Raw genomic sequence first — 19,596 nt, forward strand, 5'->3', positions numbered from 1 at the left:
ATTTTAAATAAATAAAATATGATTTCTTATTAAGCTTCATTCTCACTACGCGCCATTCTAACCGCCAACAGCTAAAAGAAGTAGGCGAGCAGGTTTTCCCTCTTTCCTAAGTAATTCGTCATCATAAGCTATACTAAATGAGAAATTTTACAAGAGGACTACTGCTGGCAATTTTACTTATTTCAATGCAGGCTAATGCACAGATAAAAAATGGACTTCCCGATTGGGCTTTTGGCGGTTTTGTCAGGCCGGCAAATGTTAATCCGGTTATTTCTCCTGATACGAGTTCTCGCTTCCTGGATCCGATGACCAGGAAAATGGTTGCCTGGGAATCCAATGATACTTTCAATCCGGCTGCTACCATCAAAGACGGGAAAATTGTTGTGATCTATCGTGCGGAGGATAAGTTGGGAAGAGAGATCGGGATGCGAACTTCCCGTTTGGGATATGCAGAAAGTACGGATGGAATTACTTTTAAAAGGAAAAAAACACCGGTTTTTTATCCGGGAGATGATAGCCAGAAAGCAATGGAATGGCCAGGCGGTTGCGAAGATCCACGTGTTGCAGTAACCGAAGATGGTACTTATGTCTTGATTTATACACAGTGGAATCGTGATAAGGCCAGACTTGGGATTGCAACGTCAAAAGATCTGATGAAATGGGAAAAACATGGACCTGCTTTTGTAAAAGCATACAATGGAAAATTCAATAATATCTGGTCGAAATCGGGCTCAATCGTTACCAAACTGGTAAACGATAAACAGGTTATTGCCAAAATAAACGGGAAATACTGGCTCTATTTTGGAGAAGCAAATGTAAATGTGGCAACTTCAACGGATTTGATTAACTGGACTCCGTTGGTAGATGAAAAGGAAAATCTGGTTAATTTGATTTCTCCCAGAAAAGGATTTTTTGATAGCAATCTGACCGAATGCGGCCCGCCGGCCATCGTCACAGACAAAGGAATTGTATTGTTATACAACGGAAAAAATGACGCCGGAGCAAATGGGGATTTAAGATTTACCCCGAATAGTTATTGTGCCGGGCAGGTTTTATTTGATAAAAATGATCCGTCAAAATTAATAAGCAGAATGGACGTTCCCTTTTTCAGACCGATGGAGCCGTTTGAAAAAAGCGGACAGTATGTTGCCGGAACCGTGTTTATTGAAGGCATGGTTTATTTTAAGAAAAAATGGCTTTTGTATTACGGCTGCGCGGATTCCAGAGTAGGCGTTGCTGTTTTTGATCCGAAAGTAAAAAGTCCGGGAGATCCTATACCAACAAAATAACAGTTTATTTTAATAACAAAATAACGTGTAATTCACGTGATTGATAAGGTTTTGATGCCCTAAAATCGTGTTGTTGAAAAAGTGAAGTTGGTAGTGGCTGTTCTGTCCTTTCACTTTCAGGATTTTGTTTGATCAGGAAAAACGAAAGGCTGGTTTTTTATCATCATTATTAGTATTACAGAAACCTAAGGGAAATAATTATACGCAGCTGAAAGTAATTTTGGATGCGTTTTCCTTTTTACAATGATTCAATAAATTCAAATTTCATGCGAAGATTCCTTTTAATTCTCGTAAGCCTTGTTGTCTTTCATAAGTCAGGAAATGCACAAAACGATGTTTATCTTTTTTCCTATTTCGTTGATAACGGACAGGATGGATTACATTTTGCGTACAGCAAAGATGGATTTAAATGGCAGGCTTTTAAAAACGAAAAATCATTTTTAACACCGACGGTTGGAAAGGATAAACTAATGCGTGATCCCTGTATTATAAAAGGCCCGGATGGACTTTTTCATATGATTTTTACAACAGGTTGGCATGATAAAATTATCGGTTATGCATCTTCCAAAGATTTGATTCACTGGTCTCAGCAAAAGGCTATTCCGGTAATGGAACATGAGCCGACTGCGAAAAATAGCTGGGCTCCGGAAGTTTTTTACGATGATGAAAAGAAGAATTATATCATTTACTGGGCAACCACAATTCCGGGAAGACATAGCGATGTTGCCGATTCTGAAAGTGAAAAAGGTTTAAATCACAGGATTTACGCCGTTACGACGCCTGATTTCAAAACTTTCAGTAAAACCAAACTTTTTTATAATCCGGACTTTAGTGTGATTGATGCTACGATTTTGAAGAAAAATGGATTGTATTACATGTTTGTGAAAAACGAAAACCCGAAACCGGCGGAAAAAAATATTCGTGTGGTCAGTTCAAAACATGCTTCCGGCCCTTATCCTGTCGTAACATCTCCTCCGATCACTGGAAATTATTGGGCAGAAGGACCGACAGCAATCGCAATTAATGAATACACTTTTGTATATTTCGACAAGTACCGCGACCATCAATATGGGGCAGTCAGATCGAAAGATATGAAAGTTTGGGAAGATGTTTCAAGCAAGGTAAGTTTTCCAAAAGGAGTCCGTCACGGGACGATTTTTAAAGTTAGCAAGCAGATTTTTAACGGCTTGGAAAAGAGTAATAAATGATATTTTTCTTCCGGTATATTAATTTGACAGATTTTTAAGTTAAATAGATATCTGATGATAAGAATTAAACCTTTCCGCTGAACCGGTGTCAGATATATCGTAAACTAAAATAAATCAACTATATGAAAAGGATAGTGAAAGTGACAAAATCCATCGCGGTGATGGTTGTGGCGGGTACTTTAATGCTTGCCTGTAGTCAGGCACTTCAAACGAGTTATGATTATGATTCGTCCGTAAATCTTAAACAATTCAAAACTTTCAATGTAGCGCCTGAGCGTAATAACGAACAAGATCCATTGTTGGGTAGTGAGCTGAATAAGAGAAGATTGAGAGATGCTGTAATTGAAGTTATGCAGGGCAAAGGTTATAAACTGGATCCAAATCCGGAAATTCTGGTTCGTTTTATGACGGACGTTAAGGAGCGCCAGCAGGTAAGGTCTAACAACAACTATTCCCCTTACATGTGGTGGTATGGCGGTGGAAATAATATTTCAACCTATAATTATCAGGAAAGCCGTTTTATCCTGAATATTTATCAAAAGAATAGTGACAAGATGATCTGGCAGGGTTGGGCTTCCGGAAAAGTGAAACCGCCTACAAAAAAGGATGATCGTGAAACAATGGTAAAAAATACAATGGTCGATATTTTGAGAACATTTCCTCAGGCGACTTCAGATACGTATAGTTCAAAATAAAAGCTTTTTGATAAATGAAAAATGGGAGATAACGTTTTGCGTTGTCTCCCATTTTTTTATTTGTAATGGTGTGGATTTTTATTGCGGTGCGCTGCACCTTTTTTGCAGTCCGAGGTATTAGGTTTGCTACAAATATTTTGCCGCTCTGCGGCTTGGACGCACTTAGTTTTTCTTTGCAACGGTCTTTGTCGCTACTTGCAAAGCTTCGCCGTTACGGAATTCTTCGGATGCTTTTTTGATGATCGGATCACCTTCATGCAAATCACCGAAAACCTCAACGAGAGAATCTACAACAGTTCCGGGTTTCACTGTTACCCATTCCGCTTTGTTATCTTTTTGACGGATCACAAAAACCTGTTCACTTGAATTTACGACAGAAGTTCTAGGTACAAATAAGGTTTTGCCGGTACGTTCTGTGTTTAATTGAACTTGCGCGTACATTCCAGCCTTCAACTCACGACCGCTGTTATTGAAGTCAAATTCAGTGATCATAGAACGATTAGCTTCCGACAAACTTCTTGAACTTCTGGCGAAATTAGCCGTGTATTGTTTTTCCGGACTTGCGGTTACAGTGAAAGTCACTGAGCCTTTGTCAGGAATTGCGCTGGTAAGGTTTTCAGGAATAGCCAGTGTTAAACGCAGCTTTGTATTGTCTTCCAAAACAAATAATGGTTTTGCTCCGCTTTCTCCCGGGCCAACCAAAGCACCCGGACTGATATTTCTTTCCGTAATAATTCCGTCAAAAGGAGCGGAAACGATCAGGTATTTTGCCAGTTCGGATTTTGAATTGACAAAAGAACGAGCTGCCTGAACGTTGCCATTTGCTACGGCCACTGCCGAACTGTCCGTTAAAACTCTTGAATGTGCAATATCCATCTCGTTTAAAGAAACCGCACCTTTTGTTTTGTTGGTACGCAGGATACGGTTGTAAGTATTTCCACTTATCTGGTATTTGCTGGTGATTTCGCTCAAATTTGCTTCCGCTGCAATCAATTGCGCTTTTGCCTGATTCAATTCAGAAATAACTTCGGGAGCTTCCAGAACTGCCAAAACCTGTCCTTTTTTCACCATCGAACCGCGATCAACCTGAACCGTTTTTACAAAACCCTTCACTTTTGGATGAATGTTTACTTTATTCCACGGAAGCAATTCCCCAGGTAAAGCCATTTTTTTGGAAGGCTGCAAACTTTGCACATAAGCCATTTCTGTGGATTGGGCCTCTGCTGGTTTTTCTTCCGATTTTTTCTCGGATCCAGCCTCAGAACCGCATGAAATAAGCGTTGCTGAAACAATAAAAAGTATGATAATTGATTTAATGGGATTCATGGAAATGGATGGTTGAAGGTTTTTACGGAAGAAATTACTTTCAGGATCTTCTGGATCCAGGGAAACAGAATGAACACTCGCTTTTCTTTGTACCAAAGTGAAGACAGCAGGAAGAATCAATAGCGACGCTAATGTCGAGGCAATTAAACCTCCGATTACTGCCTGTCCAAGTGGTGCAATCTGATCTCCACCTTCCCCTAAACCGGAAGCCATCGGGATCATACCGGCAATCATTGCGATACTGGTCATCAAAATCGGGCGGATCCGGCTGCCGGCTGCCAGCGTTACTGCTTTGCCTGCATCACCAATTTCCAATCTTAGGTTTTCGGCATTGGTAACCATCAAAATCGCATTGGCAACAGAAACCCCGACAGACATGATCAGACCCATGTAAGATTGAAGATTCAACGTTGCACCTGTAATTAATAGCAAGCCAATTGAACCAACAACCACTGCTGGAATTGTGGAAAGTACAACGAGCGAAAGTTTAAATGATTGATAAGTCGCGGCTAAAAGCAGGAACATGATAATTACCGCAATCATCAAACCGGTTTGCAAACTTGACAAAGTTTCAGTCAGCAGATTCGATTGACCTTTTAATTCTACAAGCACGCCACGTGGCGGGTCGCCAGCGTCTTTAATTGCCTTGTTAACCGCCTTTGTAGCTGTACCTAAGTCAATGTTTTGAAGATTTGCGGTAATTGTAACCAGACGATTCGGACCAGCGCGGTCATATTCTCCCGGCGTTGTTTTTTCTGAAAAAGTTGCCACATCAGCCAGTAACGGATTACTTGCTCCGCTTTTTAATGGTATTGTTCCAATGTCCTGCACGGAAGTCATCTGATATTCCGGAATTTGAACCTGAACCTGATAAGCCAAACCTTTCGCGTCATCAAGCCATAAGTTTTTGTCTGTAAAACGGCTGGAAGAAGTCGCCGCAACCATGGATCTTGCAACCTGCGTGGAAGTAATTCCTAATTGTCCCGCTCTTTCACGGTCAATCGTTACATCCAGAATCGGATATTCCAAAGGTTGAGCAATTTGAACATCACGCAGGAAAGCAATATGTTTCATTTCAGCCTGTATTTTCTTGGCAAATTTCCCTGCTTCCTTCACATCTTTCGCAGCCACACTGACTTCAATAGGTGTGGAAGATCCCTGGCTCATGATTTTGTCAACCAGCTCAATCGGTTCAAAAGAGATTTGCAGCTTAGGAAGTTCTTTTCCGATTCTTTCACGCAAACGTTCTTTCAAAGCATCCATTTTTACTGGAAAGTCTTCATGTAAAGAAACCTGCAAAACAGCTTCATGCGGACCGCTGTTGAATACGAAAATATTGGAAGTACCATAACTCGAAGGAACGGTTCCGACATAGGCCGATGATATTTCCACATGCTCTTTTCCAACTTCGGATTTGATCAGGTCAAGCACTTTTAAAGTAGCTTCTTCGGTACGTTCCACACGCGTTCCGTCCGCAATCCGCAGACGCATCTGGAATTGATGACTGTTTCCTCTGGGTAAAATATCGGTTCCAATCAAAACAAATCCACCAACGATCAAAATCACCGCTCCCACCAGATAAACAGGAACGACCAGTTTTCCTTTTGACATAATACCGGACAAAACGTTAAGATATTTCAGCTTGAATTTTTCAAAACCTGTTGGTGGTAAAGACGGATGATCTCCTTCTTCAATCACATCATGAACTTCCTGAGAATCCAGCGCAAGTGTTGGTGCCTCATGTTTTGGATGATCTTTCAAAAGCCAGTTTGCCAATACCGGTACCAGTGTTTGGGATAGTAAAAATGACGCGATCATCGCAAAACCTACGGCCAGGGAAAGCGGTAAAAACATTCCTCTTGGTATGCCAGTCATAACAAAAGATGGCGCAAACACGGCAAGAATTGCCAGCAAAATCAGGAATTCCGGAAAGGCAATTTCTTTACAAGCATCCCAGATGGCCTGTTCTTTGGGCTTGCCCATTTCCTGATGCTGGTGAATATTTTCAATGGTTACCGTCGCCTGATCGACCAAAACCCCGATGGCGAGCGCAAGTCCGCTCAACGTCATAATGTTGATCGTTTGACCAAACAAATTCATCAAAATCACCGCAGACAGAATTGAAATCGGGATTGTTACAACTACGATAATTACACTTCGCCAGTCTCTCAGGAAAAGCAAAACCATCAAACCGGTTAATAACGCCCCCAAAATACCTTCCGTAATTAAACTTTTCAGCGAGTTTGTAACGTAAACCGATTGGTCAAATTCATAAGAGATTTTTACATCTTCCGGTACCGCATTTCTCAGCTGAGGCAAAGCAGCCCGGATATTATTTACAACGTCCAAAGTAGATGCATCGGATTTTTTTACAACCGGAATATAAACAGCGCGGCGACCATTGATCAAAGCATAACTTACCGTTACGTCGGCGCCATCTTCAACGGTACCAACATCTCTTACAAAAACGGTAGGTCCGGCTCCGATACGTATTGGGATATTCAGGAAATCTTCCGGTTTTTTGATCAAAGAGTTTACCGGCGTCATTAATGTGCGATCGCCCATACGGATATTTCCCGCCGGCGAAGGCTGATTATTGATGACAATGGATTTAATGATTTCTTCCGGTGTCATGTGGTAACTTCTGATTTTTTCAGGATCAACACGAATCACAATCGTACGTTGGTTTCCCCCAAATGGCGGAGGACTGGAAACGCCCGGAATTCTGGAAAACATCGGACGCACGCGGGAAGAGGCAAAATCCTGGATTTCATTCAGCGATCTCGACTTACTTTCAAAAACCATTTGTCCGATCGGTACCGAGCTCGCATCAAAACGAACGACCTGTGGTGGTACGGTACCCTCAGGCATATACGCTTTTGCCCGCGACACATTATTGGCGACTTCGGCAGCGGCCTGCGCCATATCGGTTCCCGGATAAAAAGAAAGCTTGATCAGCGAAAGTCCCTGGATCGTTTTTACATCCACATCACGGATACCCGAAACATACAGAAAGTGATCCTGATAGCGAGTGGCGATGAAACCATCCATCTGGTCGGGCGCCATACCTCCGTAAGGCTGCACAACATAAATCGTTGGCAAATCCAGGTTTGGGAAAATATCCACAGGAATGGTTCTGATAGATAAAATGGAGAAAAACAGGATGCCGATGACGACAACCACGATGGAAATGGGTTGTCGTAAGGCAGTTCGAATGAGTTGATACATAACGATTGATCTTAAAGAAAAGGAGTAATTATTTTAACTGGTTCAGGAACAGTGACAAATCTCCGGAAGCTGCCGCCTTCATCAGTAAAGCACGCCAGACATTTCCATTCGTTATAAAGCTGTCAACTTCGGCACGGTTCAATGTTGTTACGCTTTGTGCCAATGTGAACAGATCCGTCAGTCCACTTTCATATCTTGCTTCTGCCTGATTAAAAGCCGTATGCGCGGCCTCTAACTGGATTGGTGTAAGTTTTGCCTGTTCCAACGACAATTCAAGCTGCATCTGCGCTTCTCTTGATTGTCGGTCCAGCTGAATTTTCTGTGTATTAAATATTTCTTTAAAGCGCTCAACCTGAAATTGTTCCGCTTTATAATCATTTCTAACTTTAAGAATACTCGTCAGATTCCAACGGGTAGAAAGGCCGAACAGATAATTGTAAACCTGATAATTAACACCGCTTCCAAAGTCTGTCCGATATGAATTGTCGGTATTAGAAACGCCCGAACCTCTTCCCCAGCCAGCCGCGGTCAAAGAAATAGATGGAAGAAATGATTTTCTAACAGCCTGACTGCGTACATAAGATGCATCAATTTGCGATTGTGAAAAAAGCAGCGCTGGATTTTTAAGGAAAGTATTTTCTGAATTTACGGTCACAGGAAGTTGTGAATAAAACCGCATCGTATCAACCTGAATACTATCTTCTAAATGTCCGCTTAATTCAGAAAGGCGAAGACGCTGTACTTTTTCAGCTCTTCTGCTTTCTAAAAGTAACAAACGCGCTTTGGCAAATTCCGCTCCGGCCAAAGAACTGTCAACACCTGGACGCATACCGGATTCTACGGCTGCATCGGTAACTTGCTTGAAAACAAGTGCTCTTTCCAGATTCTGACGTTGTGCTTCAACCAGTTTCTGATTAATAAGTAAAACCAGATAAGCATCCACAATTCTCACCTGATGCTGGAAAAGTTCGTTTTCGTAATCAGCCTGCGTACGGTTGATATCGGCCTGTGCGGCTTTTACATTGGCATTAACCTTTCCAAAATTGAACACTTTCCAATCGACCATAGCCGTTGTGAAACTGCCGAAAGTACCTTTATAGATATTCTCGGTACGAATCCCGCCAGAGGGGGAAAGTGCGCTTCCTTCATTTGGCAAAAAAGCACCGTTCACACTGTTTCCGGTAGAAAAGGTATATTGGTCCTGCACAATAAAGGATGGCAGATAATCCGTTTTAACAGATTTGACCCGGCTTTCGGCTCCTTTTATTTCGGCCTGTTTTGCTTTAAGGAACGGGTAGTTTTGCTTGCCTTCTTCAAGGATTTGCAGTAACGTAACTTTTTGAGCAACAGCTTGAAAAGTTATGGCAGAAGATAAAGTTATAAGCAGAAACAGGTAATTCTTTTTCGGGAAAGTCTGCTTTTTTCGCTTTTCAGGAAAATAAGCATCCCGAAATGGGATTTTTTGAAGAATTTGATAGAACATTGGAATAGGTTATAATTGCTGTCAGGAAATTTTAAACGAAGCTAAAAGCCAATTTGGGAAACATTTGGGAATTCAGAAGAAAAGTCTACTAATCTTATAGAATAAAATTATTTCCTAAATATTTCCAACATCGGGATATAGTTTTGCCTGATAATAACTACATTCTTAAATGAAAATATTAGTTGTCGAAGACGAGAAAGGTTTGGCGGAAAGCATTGTGGATTATCTGACAAAAGAAGGATTCATTTGTGAGGTTGCTAATACGTTCTGGCAGGCCGATGAAAAGGTCAGTTTGTATCAATATGACTGTACGATTGTGGACCTAACGCTTCCGGATGGGGAAGGTTTTGGTATTATTCAAACTTTGAAAAAGATAGCTGCTACAACAGGAATCATTATTATATCGGCCAGAAATACACTGGAAGACAAGATAAAAGGACTGGAAATCGGTTCGGATGATTATATGACCAAACCTTTTCATCTTTCCGAACTGAATGCCCGCGTAAAATCACTGATCCGTCGCCGGAATTTTGGAGGAAATAATGATATGGCCTGGCGGGAGATCCGGGTTCAGTTACAAGCCAGAAAAGTTTTCGTTGGAGAAAAGGAAACACTTTTGTCCAGAAAAGAATATGATCTGCTCTTATATTTTTTGTCAAACATCGATGTTGCACTTACCAAAGAATCGATCGCGGAACATCTTTGGGGCGATCATATGGATTCGGCAGATTCTCTGGATATGGTTTACTCACACATTAAAAATCTACGGCGCAAAATTCTTGAAAAGGGCGGAAGAGACTATATTCAGTCTATCTATGGTATTGGCTATAAATTCGCAGCTTCTTGAAACTACTAGAAAAAACAAGCCGCATTTATCTGATGGTTTCGCTGGTCATTTATCTGGCCGTCGGGATTGCGTTTTACTGGATCATCAAATATATGATTTATGATGAAGTAGAAACGCGTTTGAAAGTTGAAATGCGTGACTTTGAATCTTTTATTCGCTCGCATGACACCTGGAACAACAATTCCTATTTTGTTGAGAATAAAATTGAAGTCGTTCCGGTAAGCGGTGAGTATAACCATGCCGTGGTATTTAAAGATACGCTGCTTCAAAATCGGTATGATGAAGGAATCGGGCCGTTCCGTCAATTGACTTTTTATACGATTATTGGAGGCGTTCCGCACCGGGTTGCGATCAGAAAATCCATGATTGAATCCTACAAATTGATCGAGGCGATTTCCGCGGCTATGGTTACGTTTTTAGGATTGCTTATGATCAGTATGTTCATGTTTCAAAGACGACTTTCGGGAAAATTATGGAAACCGTTTTACGATACGCTGACCAGAATTAAGGAATTTGATTTAACAAAAAAGGAAAAATTACAGCTCCCTCAAAGTGAAGTAACCGAATTCAGCGAGCTGGATGATGTGTTGAAAAAGATGGCTGACAAGATGCAGCATGATTATACTAGCCTGAAAGAATTTACCGAAAATGCTTCCCACGAAATACAAACGCCTCTTGCGCTGATAAATGCGAGAGTGGAACAATTCATTCAATCCAAAGATTTGAGTGAAAACCACACGTACTGGATTGAGGAAATTTATCATGCATCCAGAAGGATGTCCCGGTTAAATCAGGGATTGTTACTTTTGGCAAAAATTGAAAATCAGCAATTTACAGATAGCGAAGATCTTGATCTGGTAGATTTATTGAAAAGCAAACTTTCGGATTTTGAAGATATTTTAACGCATAAACAAATCGAAGTAAAGATGGATTTACGAAGTCGTTTTGATATCAATATGTCGCCTTCACTTGCTGATATTTTACTGAATAATATTTTGAGCAATGCCATCCGTCATAATTATTTAAATGGTCAGCTTTATCTTGAATCGGATGAAAACTTTTTAAAGATCAGTAATACAGGTAGTGCGCTGAGTACAGATCCGGAAAGATTATTCGAGCGGTTTAAAAAGGAATCAGCCGGAGCAGAATCAGTTGGGTTAGGGCTGGCAATTGTAAAGCAGATCTGTGATAATTATTCACTGGAAATTGAATACACTTATCATGAAACGATTCACTCGATTATTATTCGGCAAGAGGTGAAGGAGGTGACTGGGTAATTATTTTAAAGTTAAGAAGCCAGGGCATGTTCAGAAATAAGCACGTCCAGAGGAAATCCCAAACCTTTATTCAGGTTTCTAATCATCTCAATGGATAAGCCCCTTTTTCGGTTTAATACCTTTGATACATTTCCTTTATTTCCCATATATGGGACAAGATCTGCCGCTTTTAGGCCCATTTCCTCCATTCGAATTTTAATATATTCTATTGGATCTGGTTCGTCAATTGGATAATTTTCATCTTCATATTTATTGACAATAAGTACTAATAAGTCCAGTTCTTTCGCTTCTTTACTTCCTTTTGGTGCATCGAATAACAGATCAATCCTTGCTATGGCTTGATTGTATTCTTCTTCCGTTTCGATCAATTTAATTTCCATACCTGTGTAAGTTATATAGTCCGTGCATCTATTTTATTGTATTCTGCATGTGTCCCAATCCACTTAACCATTACTCGTTTATGTTCAAAGCTTATACGAACAACCAGCCTGTAATGGTTTCCTTTGATATTAAATATGATTCTATTGTCTGCAATAAGATCAGCACTTTGAAAATCCTGTTTTAAGGTATTTAAATCTTTCCAATTCGTTCTTCTTACGGTTTTAAACCAGGCTGTTAAATACGCTTTTGAATCAGAATGTACTTCGTAAAAATCTTTTAATTTTTTGTGGCTGATAACATTCATAGTGCTGTACAATTGTAGAACAAATATATAAGGAAAAAGTTGCCGTATGGACAACTTTTTCCTTATATATAATAAATCAAAATTCTTTACTTCCCAATCGCCTTAACCACAGCCTTTTCCAAACTTTGATTATTAGGAAATTCTTGCGGCAACCAGCGCTCAACAATTTTTCCGGAAGCGCTGATTACTACAAACGGATAGCGAATATCCACCGCATAATTTTGTCTTAATGATTCCGCACTGTCTTCCGAAGCCCATAAATGTTTCACGCCGGCTCTGTCCTGTGCATAGGTTTTCCAGCTTCCAAATGGCATTCCTGAAATAAGCGTTACATAAGTAAATGTTACTTTATCAGCATATTTTGCTTCCATCGCTTTCAGGCCAGGTTCATGTGCTCCGATATTAAACTGAAAAACCATCACAGTTGGTTTGCCTTCCAGATTTCTCAAAGTAACAGCCGTGCTGTCGATGCCCAACATCGTAAAATCAGGTGCGTTTGAACCAGGAGTCAGCTTTGCTTTTGTTTCTAAAAGTTTGGTAAAATAATCAGTGTATTCGGATTTTGGATATTTGGCTTTGTAATCTGTTAACAAAGTCTGGCTGGTTTCCAAAGTTGGAATCGCTGTTGCCGCATAGTTGAGCCAATAAGTCTGAAGATATTCTTCCTGTTTTGGATGTCCTTGCAATTTTGTTTTGCTGAAATCATAAACGTCAGTAACAGCTGCCGGACTAAGTTCGTAACGTGTGGCAGAATCCAGCGGGAATTTTCTGGTTGTTGGAATCAAAATCCAGTTTCTCAACTCATCACGGTAAGACTGGCTCAATAAAGCCTCATCCGGTAAAATTTTAAAATTAGCCAATGTTAGATCTTCCAGTTCCTTTTGCTGAGCCGGATCCAGTTTTTTTGCTCGGTTTCTACGCATGATTTTCTCCTGAAGTAATCTGTGAATCAGGAAAGGTTCAGTCGTTGTCGTAGCACTAACATAAGCATCAAAAGCAGGTGATGGCGGATTTGAAGATTTAAATGTCGCATAAGCGGTTTGTCTTACTTTCTGCAAACTATCACTTTGCTGCGCTACACTTTTGTTATCAATTTGAGATGGTTTGTAGCCGAAAACCGGTAAGTACTGGTACTGGTTTTCAAGAAAATAGGTTTTCAGGAAATCCTGGTAAACAGCGTTTTTGCCGGAAAAAGTAACATCTGCATTTCCTGCAAAACTTGCTGTCAAATCATCACCAGGCTGAATAAATAACATCCAGGTTTTATTTACACCACCTCCGCTATATTGAAGACGCATAATTTTCGGTTCACTTAATGCAGTGCTAACTCTTTCGGAGTTTTTCTCTTTGAAATTAACCATTGCAAGTGGTTCCAGCCTTGTATCTGCAAGCCCTATTCCCAGGTTGGGGTGGAAATGTACATCTTCCAAAACGAGCGAAACAATGCCCCCATTGGATTTAGTGGCAGTTAATGTGATGGTCGATGTCTTTTGGGCAAAAGATAACAGACTGGAAAGAAGAAAAATAAGTGTGGTAATTTTTTTCATGAATGCAGAGATTGGTTTTGTTGTTTATATGAATAATAAGGAATTTATAATCAAATGATTATAATAACTCCAACGTTACAGGAAATTGAAATAACTGTGCCAATATCGAATTTCTTTTCGTCAAAACGGCCGATGTCAGGACGATCATTCTATTTTTCATAACGTAGAGCTATCTTTGACTGTGAATCGGGAATTCCTGAACACTTAGAAACTTTGCTTTTTCCGGCACCAGACAATGATGAACCGCCTGACCTTACTTGATTTTAATACGCTTCGTGATGAATTTGAAGGAGAACTTTACTTCGATGATTCAACATTACATACAGCTCAAAGAAAAATTTACGCAACCGACGCTTCCGTTTATCAGGAGATGCCGCTTGCTGTTTCTTTGCCAAAAACGGTTGAGGATATTCGCAGACTTATAAAATTTGCCAACAACCAAAAGGTAACGCTTATCCCAAGAGCAGCCGGTACCTCTCTTGCAGGGCAAGTGGTTGGAAAAGGAATTGTAGTCGATATTTCAAAACATTTCGGAGCGATCCTTGAAGTCAATGCGGAGGAAAAGTGGGTGAGAGTTCAGCCCGGGGTAATCCGGGACGATTTGAATAAACATCTGGCTCCTTATGGTTTACTATTTGGGCCGGAAACTTCAACTGCCAGTCGGGCGATGATTGGCGGAATGATCGGAAATAATTCCTGCGGTTTACATTCGATAAGCTGGGGAACAACGCGTGATCATTTACTGGAAGTGAAAGCTTTATTATCTGACGGTTCGGAAACGGTTTTTAATAATTCCGTTGTCGGAGATTATACCAAAAAACTTTCTCTCAACACTTCCGGAAAACGTGAACAGGCGATTTATGCTGGTATGTGGGGGGTTTTGTCAAATCCGGTTGATCAGGAATTAATCAAAAAACAATTTGCAAAACCAACGGTAACACGGCGAAATTCCGGTTATGCGCTGGATGCGCTGGTTAATAATTTTGAAAAAGATCAGATCAATCTATGTAATCTTATCGCTGGCTCGGAGGGCACTTTATGTTTTGTGACAGAAGCCAAAATCGCATTAGTAGATATGCCGCCAGCTTCGGTTGGTGTTGTTTGTATCCATGCAAACTCGTTAGCAGAATCACTTCATGCGAATCGCGTTGCTATGAAATATAGTCCGAAAGCTTCCGAACTGGTGGACCGGTATATCATGGATTTTACCAAAGGCCATCATATTTATTCCAAAAACAGATTTTTTCTTGAAGGCGATCCGGCTGCTTTGCTGATGGTTGAATTTTGGGGAAATACGGATGAAGAAGTTAAAAAACAGGCAGAAATTCTTATCGCCGATTTGCTTTCAGAAGGTTTAGGTTATGCTTATCCTTTATTATTTGGTGACGATGCAACAAAGGCCTGGGACATCAGAAAAGCAGGTTTGGGATTAATCAGAAATTTACCGGGTGATACGCAGCCTGTTAATTTAATTGAAGACTGCGCTGTAGCCGTTGAAGATTTACCTGACTATATCGCGGATCTGGAAAAACTGATTGCCAGTCACGGATTACATGCCTCCTACTACGCTCACGCCGGTGCGGGAGAATTGCACGTGGAGCCGATGATTAATCTTAAAACCAGTGAAGGAAAACAGAAATTCAGACAGGTATTAGCAGATACGGCGGTTCTTGTCAAAAAATATAAGGGAGCACTTTCCGGGGAACATGGAGACGGGCGGCTTCGTGGCGAATTTATCCCGTTTATGATGGGAGAGGAAGTGTACGAAATTTTCCGTCAGGTAAAACGCATCTGGGATCCGAATGGCATTTTTAATGCAAACAAGATTGTTGATACGCCTCCGATGAACGAGTTTTTGCGGTACGAACAAGACAAACCGCAACCTCATATCGCCACGACTTTTGATTTTTCAAAACAGGAAGGAATGCTTCGTCTGGCTGAAAAATGCAGCGGATCGGGAGATTGCCGGAAAACGGAATTGACAGGAGGAACGATGTGTCCAAGTTACATGGCCACACGGAAAGAACGTGATACGACACGCGCAAGGGCTAATATTTTAAGACAATACCTGACGCCTGGGGGCGAAACTGCCGAAGCAGGAACTTCGCAGGAAATGGTAAAAGAGATTTTAGATCTTTGTTTATCGTGCAAAGGGTGTAAATCTGAATGTCCGTCCAGCGTTGATGTAGGAAAGATGAAAGCTGAATTTACGCAACAATATTACGAAACGCACTCAATTCCGTTACGGACAAATCTGATTGCGAATTTTGGCAAACAGATGAAACTGGCTTCAATTGCCCCTTGGGCTTTCAACGCTGTTTTTGGAACTCCGGCTCTTAGAAAAGTTGCGAATAAAATGGTGGGTTTTCATCCGGAAAGGTCCATGCCGCTACTTTCAAGTACTACTTTGAAACATTGGTGGGAAAAAAGAAAGTCAAAAAATACAAATGTTGAAACGCATTCCAAAGTCTATCTTTTCTGTGATGAGTTTACCAATTATAACGATGTAGAAATTGGTAAAAAAGCAGTGATGCTTTTGGAAAAGCTGGGTTACGAAGTTATCATTCCGGAACACGCAGAATCCGGAAGGTCGTATTTATCAAAAGGATTGGTAAAAGAAGCGCAGAAACTCGCTATTCGAAATATTGAATTGCTGAAAGATATTATCACGCAAAAAACACCTTTAATCGGAATTGAACCATCTGCGATTTTATCGTTCAGAGATGAATATATTGATCTTGTTCCTGAGCATTTGAAAATCGATGCTCAGAATATTGCTACCAACGCATTGCTATTTGAAGAATTTATTACAAGGGAAATTGAAGCTAAAAGAATTACAAAAGCCTCTTTTAGTAAAGAGCAGCGTCTTATAAAACTTCATGGACATTGTCATCAAAAAGCTTTGTCGTCGCTATTGACTTCGAAAATAGCATTGTCTTTACCCGAAAATTATAAGGTTCAGCTTATTCCATCAGGTTGCTGTGGAATGGCCGGATCTTTTGGATATGAAGAGGAGCATTATGCTGTTTCCATGCAAATTGGAGAGTTAGTGCTTTTTCCAACAGTTCGTCAACAGCCGGATGAGGTTATTATAGCCGCACCCGGAACTAGTTGCAGGCATCAGATTAAGGATGGGACCGGACGGAAGGCAAAACATCCGATCGAAATATTATGGGAAGCACTGAATTGATTATTCAGTGCCCCGCACGCTTTTCATAATGGTGTCCGGATGAACTTCCATGGTTGTATCTGATGCCGCGGTATCGGCAGGCATTGCTGCATTTTCAGATGGAGTATCTGATTCGCTGAAATGCTCGCCATGATTTAAGAATCCTCCCCAAAAAGCAATTGCCATCAATAACACGCCGGCAACCAACACCCACATCCAAACCTTTTTAGTGTTTTTGGTAGCTTTCGCTTCCTGATCTGTTTCTTTCCTGTCCATGATTGTAGTGATTTGGTTCACTTATTGCATTACCATTTTTGTACCAAATCAAAATGTTACCATTAAATAAGGTTTAGGTTAAATTGTGGTGAAAAAATTACCCTAAATCGTGCCTTAACGAACAAATAATATACTAAAAGCGTTGGATTTGTGTTTAGCTTGCTGAATTAACACAAAATCGAAGTTCTATGTTTTTTTATAAACAGACTCCCTAAATTATGAAATTCTATCCATTCATCACAGCCATGATTTTATCCATCCTGATTTTTGCAAATCAGGATACCAAAGCGCAGGATACTAAAAACTTTTTTTCCGTCACTGGAGGATATAGCTTGCCTGTCGGGCAACTTGCCAGGGAAAAACTGAATGACCCGCTGGCGGGTTTGGCCGGATCTGGTCATTATGGCCAGGTTAATTATGACCACCGGATCTGGCGCTGGTTTGGGTTCCGGCTCACAGGGAGTTTAAATGTTAACAAGACGAATTCTGATCCAATCATTGAAAAAGCCAATTCCTATGTGCAGGCTATTGGCAGGACTTATACCTGGCAAAGTGATGTTTCGGAGTGGAAAATGGGAGCCGCACTTTTTGGTCCTGCTATTTATTTAAATATGAACAGAGTGCAGATTGAAGCGCACGTGCAGGGTGGGATTGTAAGGGCAAGTACGCCATCCGTTTATTTAACAGGACAAGGACTGACAGCCGAAGGAACCGTCGATCCAAATGCAACAAAAATTGACGTCAGTTTAAATCATACGATTGTTAAACCGATAGGATTTGGTGCCGGATTAAGTTTACGTTTACCATTAGTCAAAGCATTATTTTTCCAAATTAGCGGAGATGTTATAGGAGCAAAAGCGGAAGTTAAGGATCTTGCTATTGTGGCAAATGTTGGTGGAACACAATATCCGGACCGTTTAAATGAGAAAAGGTTTATCGGCGTCGTAAATGTTGGAGCTGGTCTGGGTTTGGCATTTTGAGGCGCTCAAAATAATTTTTCGTTACTTAACGGGATAAAAAAACAGGATATCGCACGAAGCTGATATCCTGTTTTTGTTATAATGCAAGTCGAAAATTGTAATGGTCTTTGAAGTTTTACTTGGCAAACCAAAGTTTCAGTTTCATATCATTTTTGCCACCTTGTTTTGCAAGTGCGGCTGAGAAGTTGTCATAATTCAGAGATTCTTCAGAACCTGGATATGGCAATCTTGTTGGAAGGACATTCTGGTTTGTGTTCAGTGTAGGCGTTTTAAGTGCCGGTATTCCGGTACGGCGATATTCTGTCCACGCTTCCAGGCCTTGTCCGTAAAGTGCAATCCACTTTTGTTCCATAATCTGCGTAAAACCATCAGCTCCGGCTTTCAAAGCATTGGCTGCGATGTAATCCGTTGGTGCTGCCAGTTTGTATTGTGCAAAGGACGCCGTAATAGCAGCTGCATAATTGGTAGCTGCATCACCAGTAATCGTTACTCCTTTGTATGCGAATTCAGCTTTCAGGAAAAGCAATTCTGCATAAGTCATAATTACACCCGGTGCAGTTGGGGCAACAAAATAATTTCCAACTTTTGATGTTTTGGTCAATCCAAGTGCATTCGCATCCGAAGAAGCCAGGCCGTTCGGAACACCTTTGTAAGTTCCTCCATCAGCAGGTAAATTGGCATAAATTGGCAGACGTGCATCGTTAAGAGAAGTCAGGCGGTCAACCAATGTTGCACTAACACGATGGTCATCACGCGTCTTGCGGTTAACATTAACCGGGTTCTGGTTGTTTGTTGCGTCCAGATAGTTAAGCTGGATATTGTCAGCAACAGAAGCCATAACAGGATATTTTGCAGGATCGGATAAAATTCTGCTGATCTCTGTTTTAACGTTGATCGGAGCATCCGCTTTGTCGATCATTCTGGCCAAAATTTTCAAACTTAATGAGTTTGCGAATTTTTTCCATTTCAGCATATCACCATTGAATAGAATATCACCCGCAATCGGCATCGTTGTATTAGCTACGTTAATTGATTCACCCGCTGTTTTTAGCTCGGCAACCAGACCTGCATAAACGTCTTTCTGAGAGTCGTAAGTAGGAAGTAAAGTTCCTTCAAGGCCCTGAAGTGCATTTTTGTAAGGAATGTCGCCGTAAATATCAGTCAGCAAAGAGAAAACCCAAGAGCGTAAGATTACAGCCACAGCCTGGTAATTCGTGTTGCCGGATTCTGCACCTAATTTGTAAATGCGGGTGTAATCGGCAAGGGATTCGATGTATAATCCAGACCATCCAGCGGTATAAACGTCGCTGGAAACAGTGTACTGATCGATATCGGTATACTGAATACGTGCCCAGTGCTGAGAAAAACCTTCTCCGATATCCATCCCAAGCGATCCGCCCGACTGAATATCCACTGCGCTTTGGATACCATGCGGCATGAAAAGATCTGCTGTTCCGGATGCTGCGCTGTTTGGGTTGGTGTTAATTTTATCAAAATCTCCGGTACAGGCTGAAACGCAAAGAATGGTTGCAGCGAGTACTACTTTTGAGCGGAATGAATTTATAATGCTTGTCATAAAATATCAA

14 protein-coding genes are annotated in these 19,596 nt (G+C 40.9%); 7 read left to right on the forward strand and 7 right to left on the reverse strand.

The genetic code is table 11. The features are described 5' to 3' along the window. Window positions 1-137: 137 nt before the first annotated feature. The 3 genes from FDK13_RS31650 (at window position 138) to FDK13_RS31660 (ending at window position 3,192) form a co-directional block, all read left to right on the forward strand. Entirely contained in the window at window positions 138-1,289 is a 1,152-nt protein-coding gene (locus FDK13_RS31650; RefSeq protein ID WP_137344029.1) for a beta-1,2-mannosidase, read from the forward strand. Window positions 1,290-1,555: 266 nt separating this feature from the next. After that, complete coding sequence (locus tag FDK13_RS31655; RefSeq protein ID WP_137344030.1) at window positions 1,556-2,497, forward strand: glycoside hydrolase family 43 protein; 942 nt, start codon at window positions 1,556-1,558, stop codon at window positions 2,495-2,497. A 122-nt stretch (window positions 2,498-2,619) separates the two neighbouring features. Continuing rightward, a complete protein-coding gene (locus FDK13_RS31660) occupies window positions 2,620-3,192 on the forward strand; it encodes a DUF4136 domain-containing protein (protein ID WP_137344031.1) in 573 nt (190 codons plus the stop codon). Window positions 3,193-3,354: 162 nt separating this feature from the next. Here the strand turns inward: FDK13_RS31660 and FDK13_RS31665 are convergent, their stop codons facing one another. Next, window positions 3,355-7,746 (reverse strand): efflux RND transporter permease subunit, encoded by a 4,392-nt coding sequence (locus FDK13_RS31665; protein WP_137344032.1) that lies wholly within the window; start codon window positions 7,744-7,746, stop codon window positions 3,355-3,357. A 28-nt stretch (window positions 7,747-7,774) separates the two neighbouring features. Continuing rightward, window positions 7,775-9,229: a TolC family protein gene (locus tag FDK13_RS31670; protein WP_137344033.1), complete on the reverse strand. Its 1,455-nt coding sequence runs from the start codon at window positions 9,227-9,229 to the stop codon at window positions 7,775-7,777. A gap of 169 nt (window positions 9,230-9,398) precedes the next feature. Here FDK13_RS31670 and FDK13_RS31675 point away from each other — a divergent pair, with 169 nt between their 5' ends. Together FDK13_RS31675 and FDK13_RS31680 are read left to right on the forward strand one after the other, a co-directional pair. Next, a complete protein-coding gene (locus tag FDK13_RS31675) occupies window positions 9,399-10,076 on the forward strand; it encodes a response regulator transcription factor (RefSeq protein WP_137344034.1) in 678 nt (225 codons plus the stop codon). Next, complete coding sequence (locus tag FDK13_RS31680) at window positions 10,073-11,353, forward strand: sensor histidine kinase (protein WP_170982968.1); 1,281 nt, start codon at window positions 10,073-10,075, stop codon at window positions 11,351-11,353. The genes FDK13_RS31675 and FDK13_RS31680 overlap by 4 nt, the downstream gene beginning before the upstream one ends. Before the next feature lie 11 nt (window positions 11,354-11,364). Here the strand turns inward: FDK13_RS31680 and FDK13_RS31685 are convergent, their stop codons facing one another. The 3 genes from FDK13_RS31685 to FDK13_RS31695 form a co-directional block, all read right to left on the reverse strand. Next, on the reverse strand, window positions 11,365-11,733 hold the full coding sequence (locus FDK13_RS31685) for a helix-turn-helix domain-containing protein (protein ID WP_137344035.1): 369 nt from the start codon (window positions 11,731-11,733) through the stop codon (window positions 11,365-11,367). An 11-nt stretch (window positions 11,734-11,744) separates the two neighbouring features. Beyond that, window positions 11,745-12,038: a type II toxin-antitoxin system HigB family toxin gene (locus FDK13_RS31690; RefSeq protein WP_137344036.1), complete on the reverse strand. Its 294-nt coding sequence runs from the start codon at window positions 12,036-12,038 to the stop codon at window positions 11,745-11,747. Window positions 12,039-12,124: 86 nt separating this feature from the next. Further along, on the reverse strand, window positions 12,125-13,585 hold the full coding sequence (locus FDK13_RS31695; RefSeq protein ID WP_137344037.1) for a TlpA family protein disulfide reductase: 1,461 nt from the start codon (window positions 13,583-13,585) through the stop codon (window positions 12,125-12,127). Between the two features lie 238 nt (window positions 13,586-13,823). Between FDK13_RS31695 and FDK13_RS31700 the strand changes: the two genes are divergently transcribed. Next, window positions 13,824-16,775 carry an FAD-binding and (Fe-S)-binding domain-containing protein gene (locus FDK13_RS31700; RefSeq protein WP_137344093.1) on the forward strand — a complete coding sequence of 984 codons (2,952 nt, stop codon included), beginning with the start codon at window positions 13,824-13,826 and terminating at the stop codon, window positions 16,773-16,775. Here the strand turns inward: FDK13_RS31700 and FDK13_RS31705 are convergent, their stop codons facing one another. After that, a complete protein-coding gene (locus FDK13_RS31705; RefSeq protein WP_137344038.1) occupies window positions 16,776-17,030 on the reverse strand; it encodes a hypothetical protein in 255 nt (84 codons plus the stop codon). 218 nt (window positions 17,031-17,248) lie between these two features. Here FDK13_RS31705 and FDK13_RS31710 point away from each other — a divergent pair, with 218 nt between their 5' ends. Continuing rightward, window positions 17,249-18,010 (forward strand): hypothetical protein, encoded by a 762-nt coding sequence (locus FDK13_RS31710; protein ID WP_137344039.1) that lies wholly within the window; start codon window positions 17,249-17,251, stop codon window positions 18,008-18,010. A gap of 115 nt (window positions 18,011-18,125) precedes the next feature. Here FDK13_RS31710 and FDK13_RS31715 read toward each other — a convergent pair whose 3' ends face one another. Further along, window positions 18,126-19,586 (reverse strand): SusD/RagB family nutrient-binding outer membrane lipoprotein, encoded by a 1,461-nt coding sequence (locus FDK13_RS31715; RefSeq protein ID WP_137344040.1) that lies wholly within the window; start codon window positions 19,584-19,586, stop codon window positions 18,126-18,128. Between the last annotated feature and the right edge of the window lie 10 nt (window positions 19,587-19,596).

Origin of the sequence: Dyadobacter frigoris (assembly GCF_005280585.1) — a bacterium.
GTDB classification, from domain to species: domain Bacteria; phylum Bacteroidota; class Bacteroidia; order Cytophagales; family Spirosomataceae; genus Dyadobacter; species Dyadobacter frigoris.

Coding starts and splice junctions, on each gene's coding strand:
- FDK13_RS31650 (WP_137344029.1), top strand. CDS start 138: ATGAGAAATTTTACAAGAGGACTACTGCTGGCAATTTTACTTATTTCA.
- FDK13_RS31655 (WP_137344030.1), top strand. CDS start 1,556: ATGCGAAGATTCCTTTTAATTCTCGTAAGCCTTGTTGTCTTTCATAAG.
- FDK13_RS31660 (WP_137344031.1), top strand. CDS start 2,620: ATGAAAAGGATAGTGAAAGTGACAAAATCCATCGCGGTGATGGTTGTG.
- FDK13_RS31665 (WP_137344032.1), bottom strand. CDS start 7,746: ATGTATCAACTCATTCGAACTGCCTTACGACAACCCATTTCCATCGTG.
- FDK13_RS31670 (WP_137344033.1), bottom strand. CDS start 9,229: ATGTTCTATCAAATTCTTCAAAAAATCCCATTTCGGGATGCTTATTTT.
- FDK13_RS31675 (WP_137344034.1), top strand. CDS start 9,399: ATGAAAATATTAGTTGTCGAAGACGAGAAAGGTTTGGCGGAAAGCATT.
- FDK13_RS31685 (WP_137344035.1), bottom strand. CDS start 11,733: ATGGAAATTAAATTGATCGAAACGGAAGAAGAATACAATCAAGCCATA.
- FDK13_RS31690 (WP_137344036.1), bottom strand. CDS start 12,038: ATGAATGTTATCAGCCACAAAAAATTAAAAGATTTTTACGAAGTACAT.
- FDK13_RS31695 (WP_137344037.1), bottom strand. CDS start 13,585: ATGAAAAAAATTACCACACTTATTTTTCTTCTTTCCAGTCTGTTATCT.
- FDK13_RS31700 (WP_137344093.1), top strand. CDS start 13,824: ATGAACCGCCTGACCTTACTTGATTTTAATACGCTTCGTGATGAATTT.
- FDK13_RS31705 (WP_137344038.1), bottom strand. CDS start 17,030: ATGGACAGGAAAGAAACAGATCAGGAAGCGAAAGCTACCAAAAACACT.
- FDK13_RS31710 (WP_137344039.1), top strand. CDS start 17,249: ATGAAATTCTATCCATTCATCACAGCCATGATTTTATCCATCCTGATT.
- FDK13_RS31715 (WP_137344040.1), bottom strand. CDS start 19,586: ATGACAAGCATTATAAATTCATTCCGCTCAAAAGTAGTACTCGCTGCA.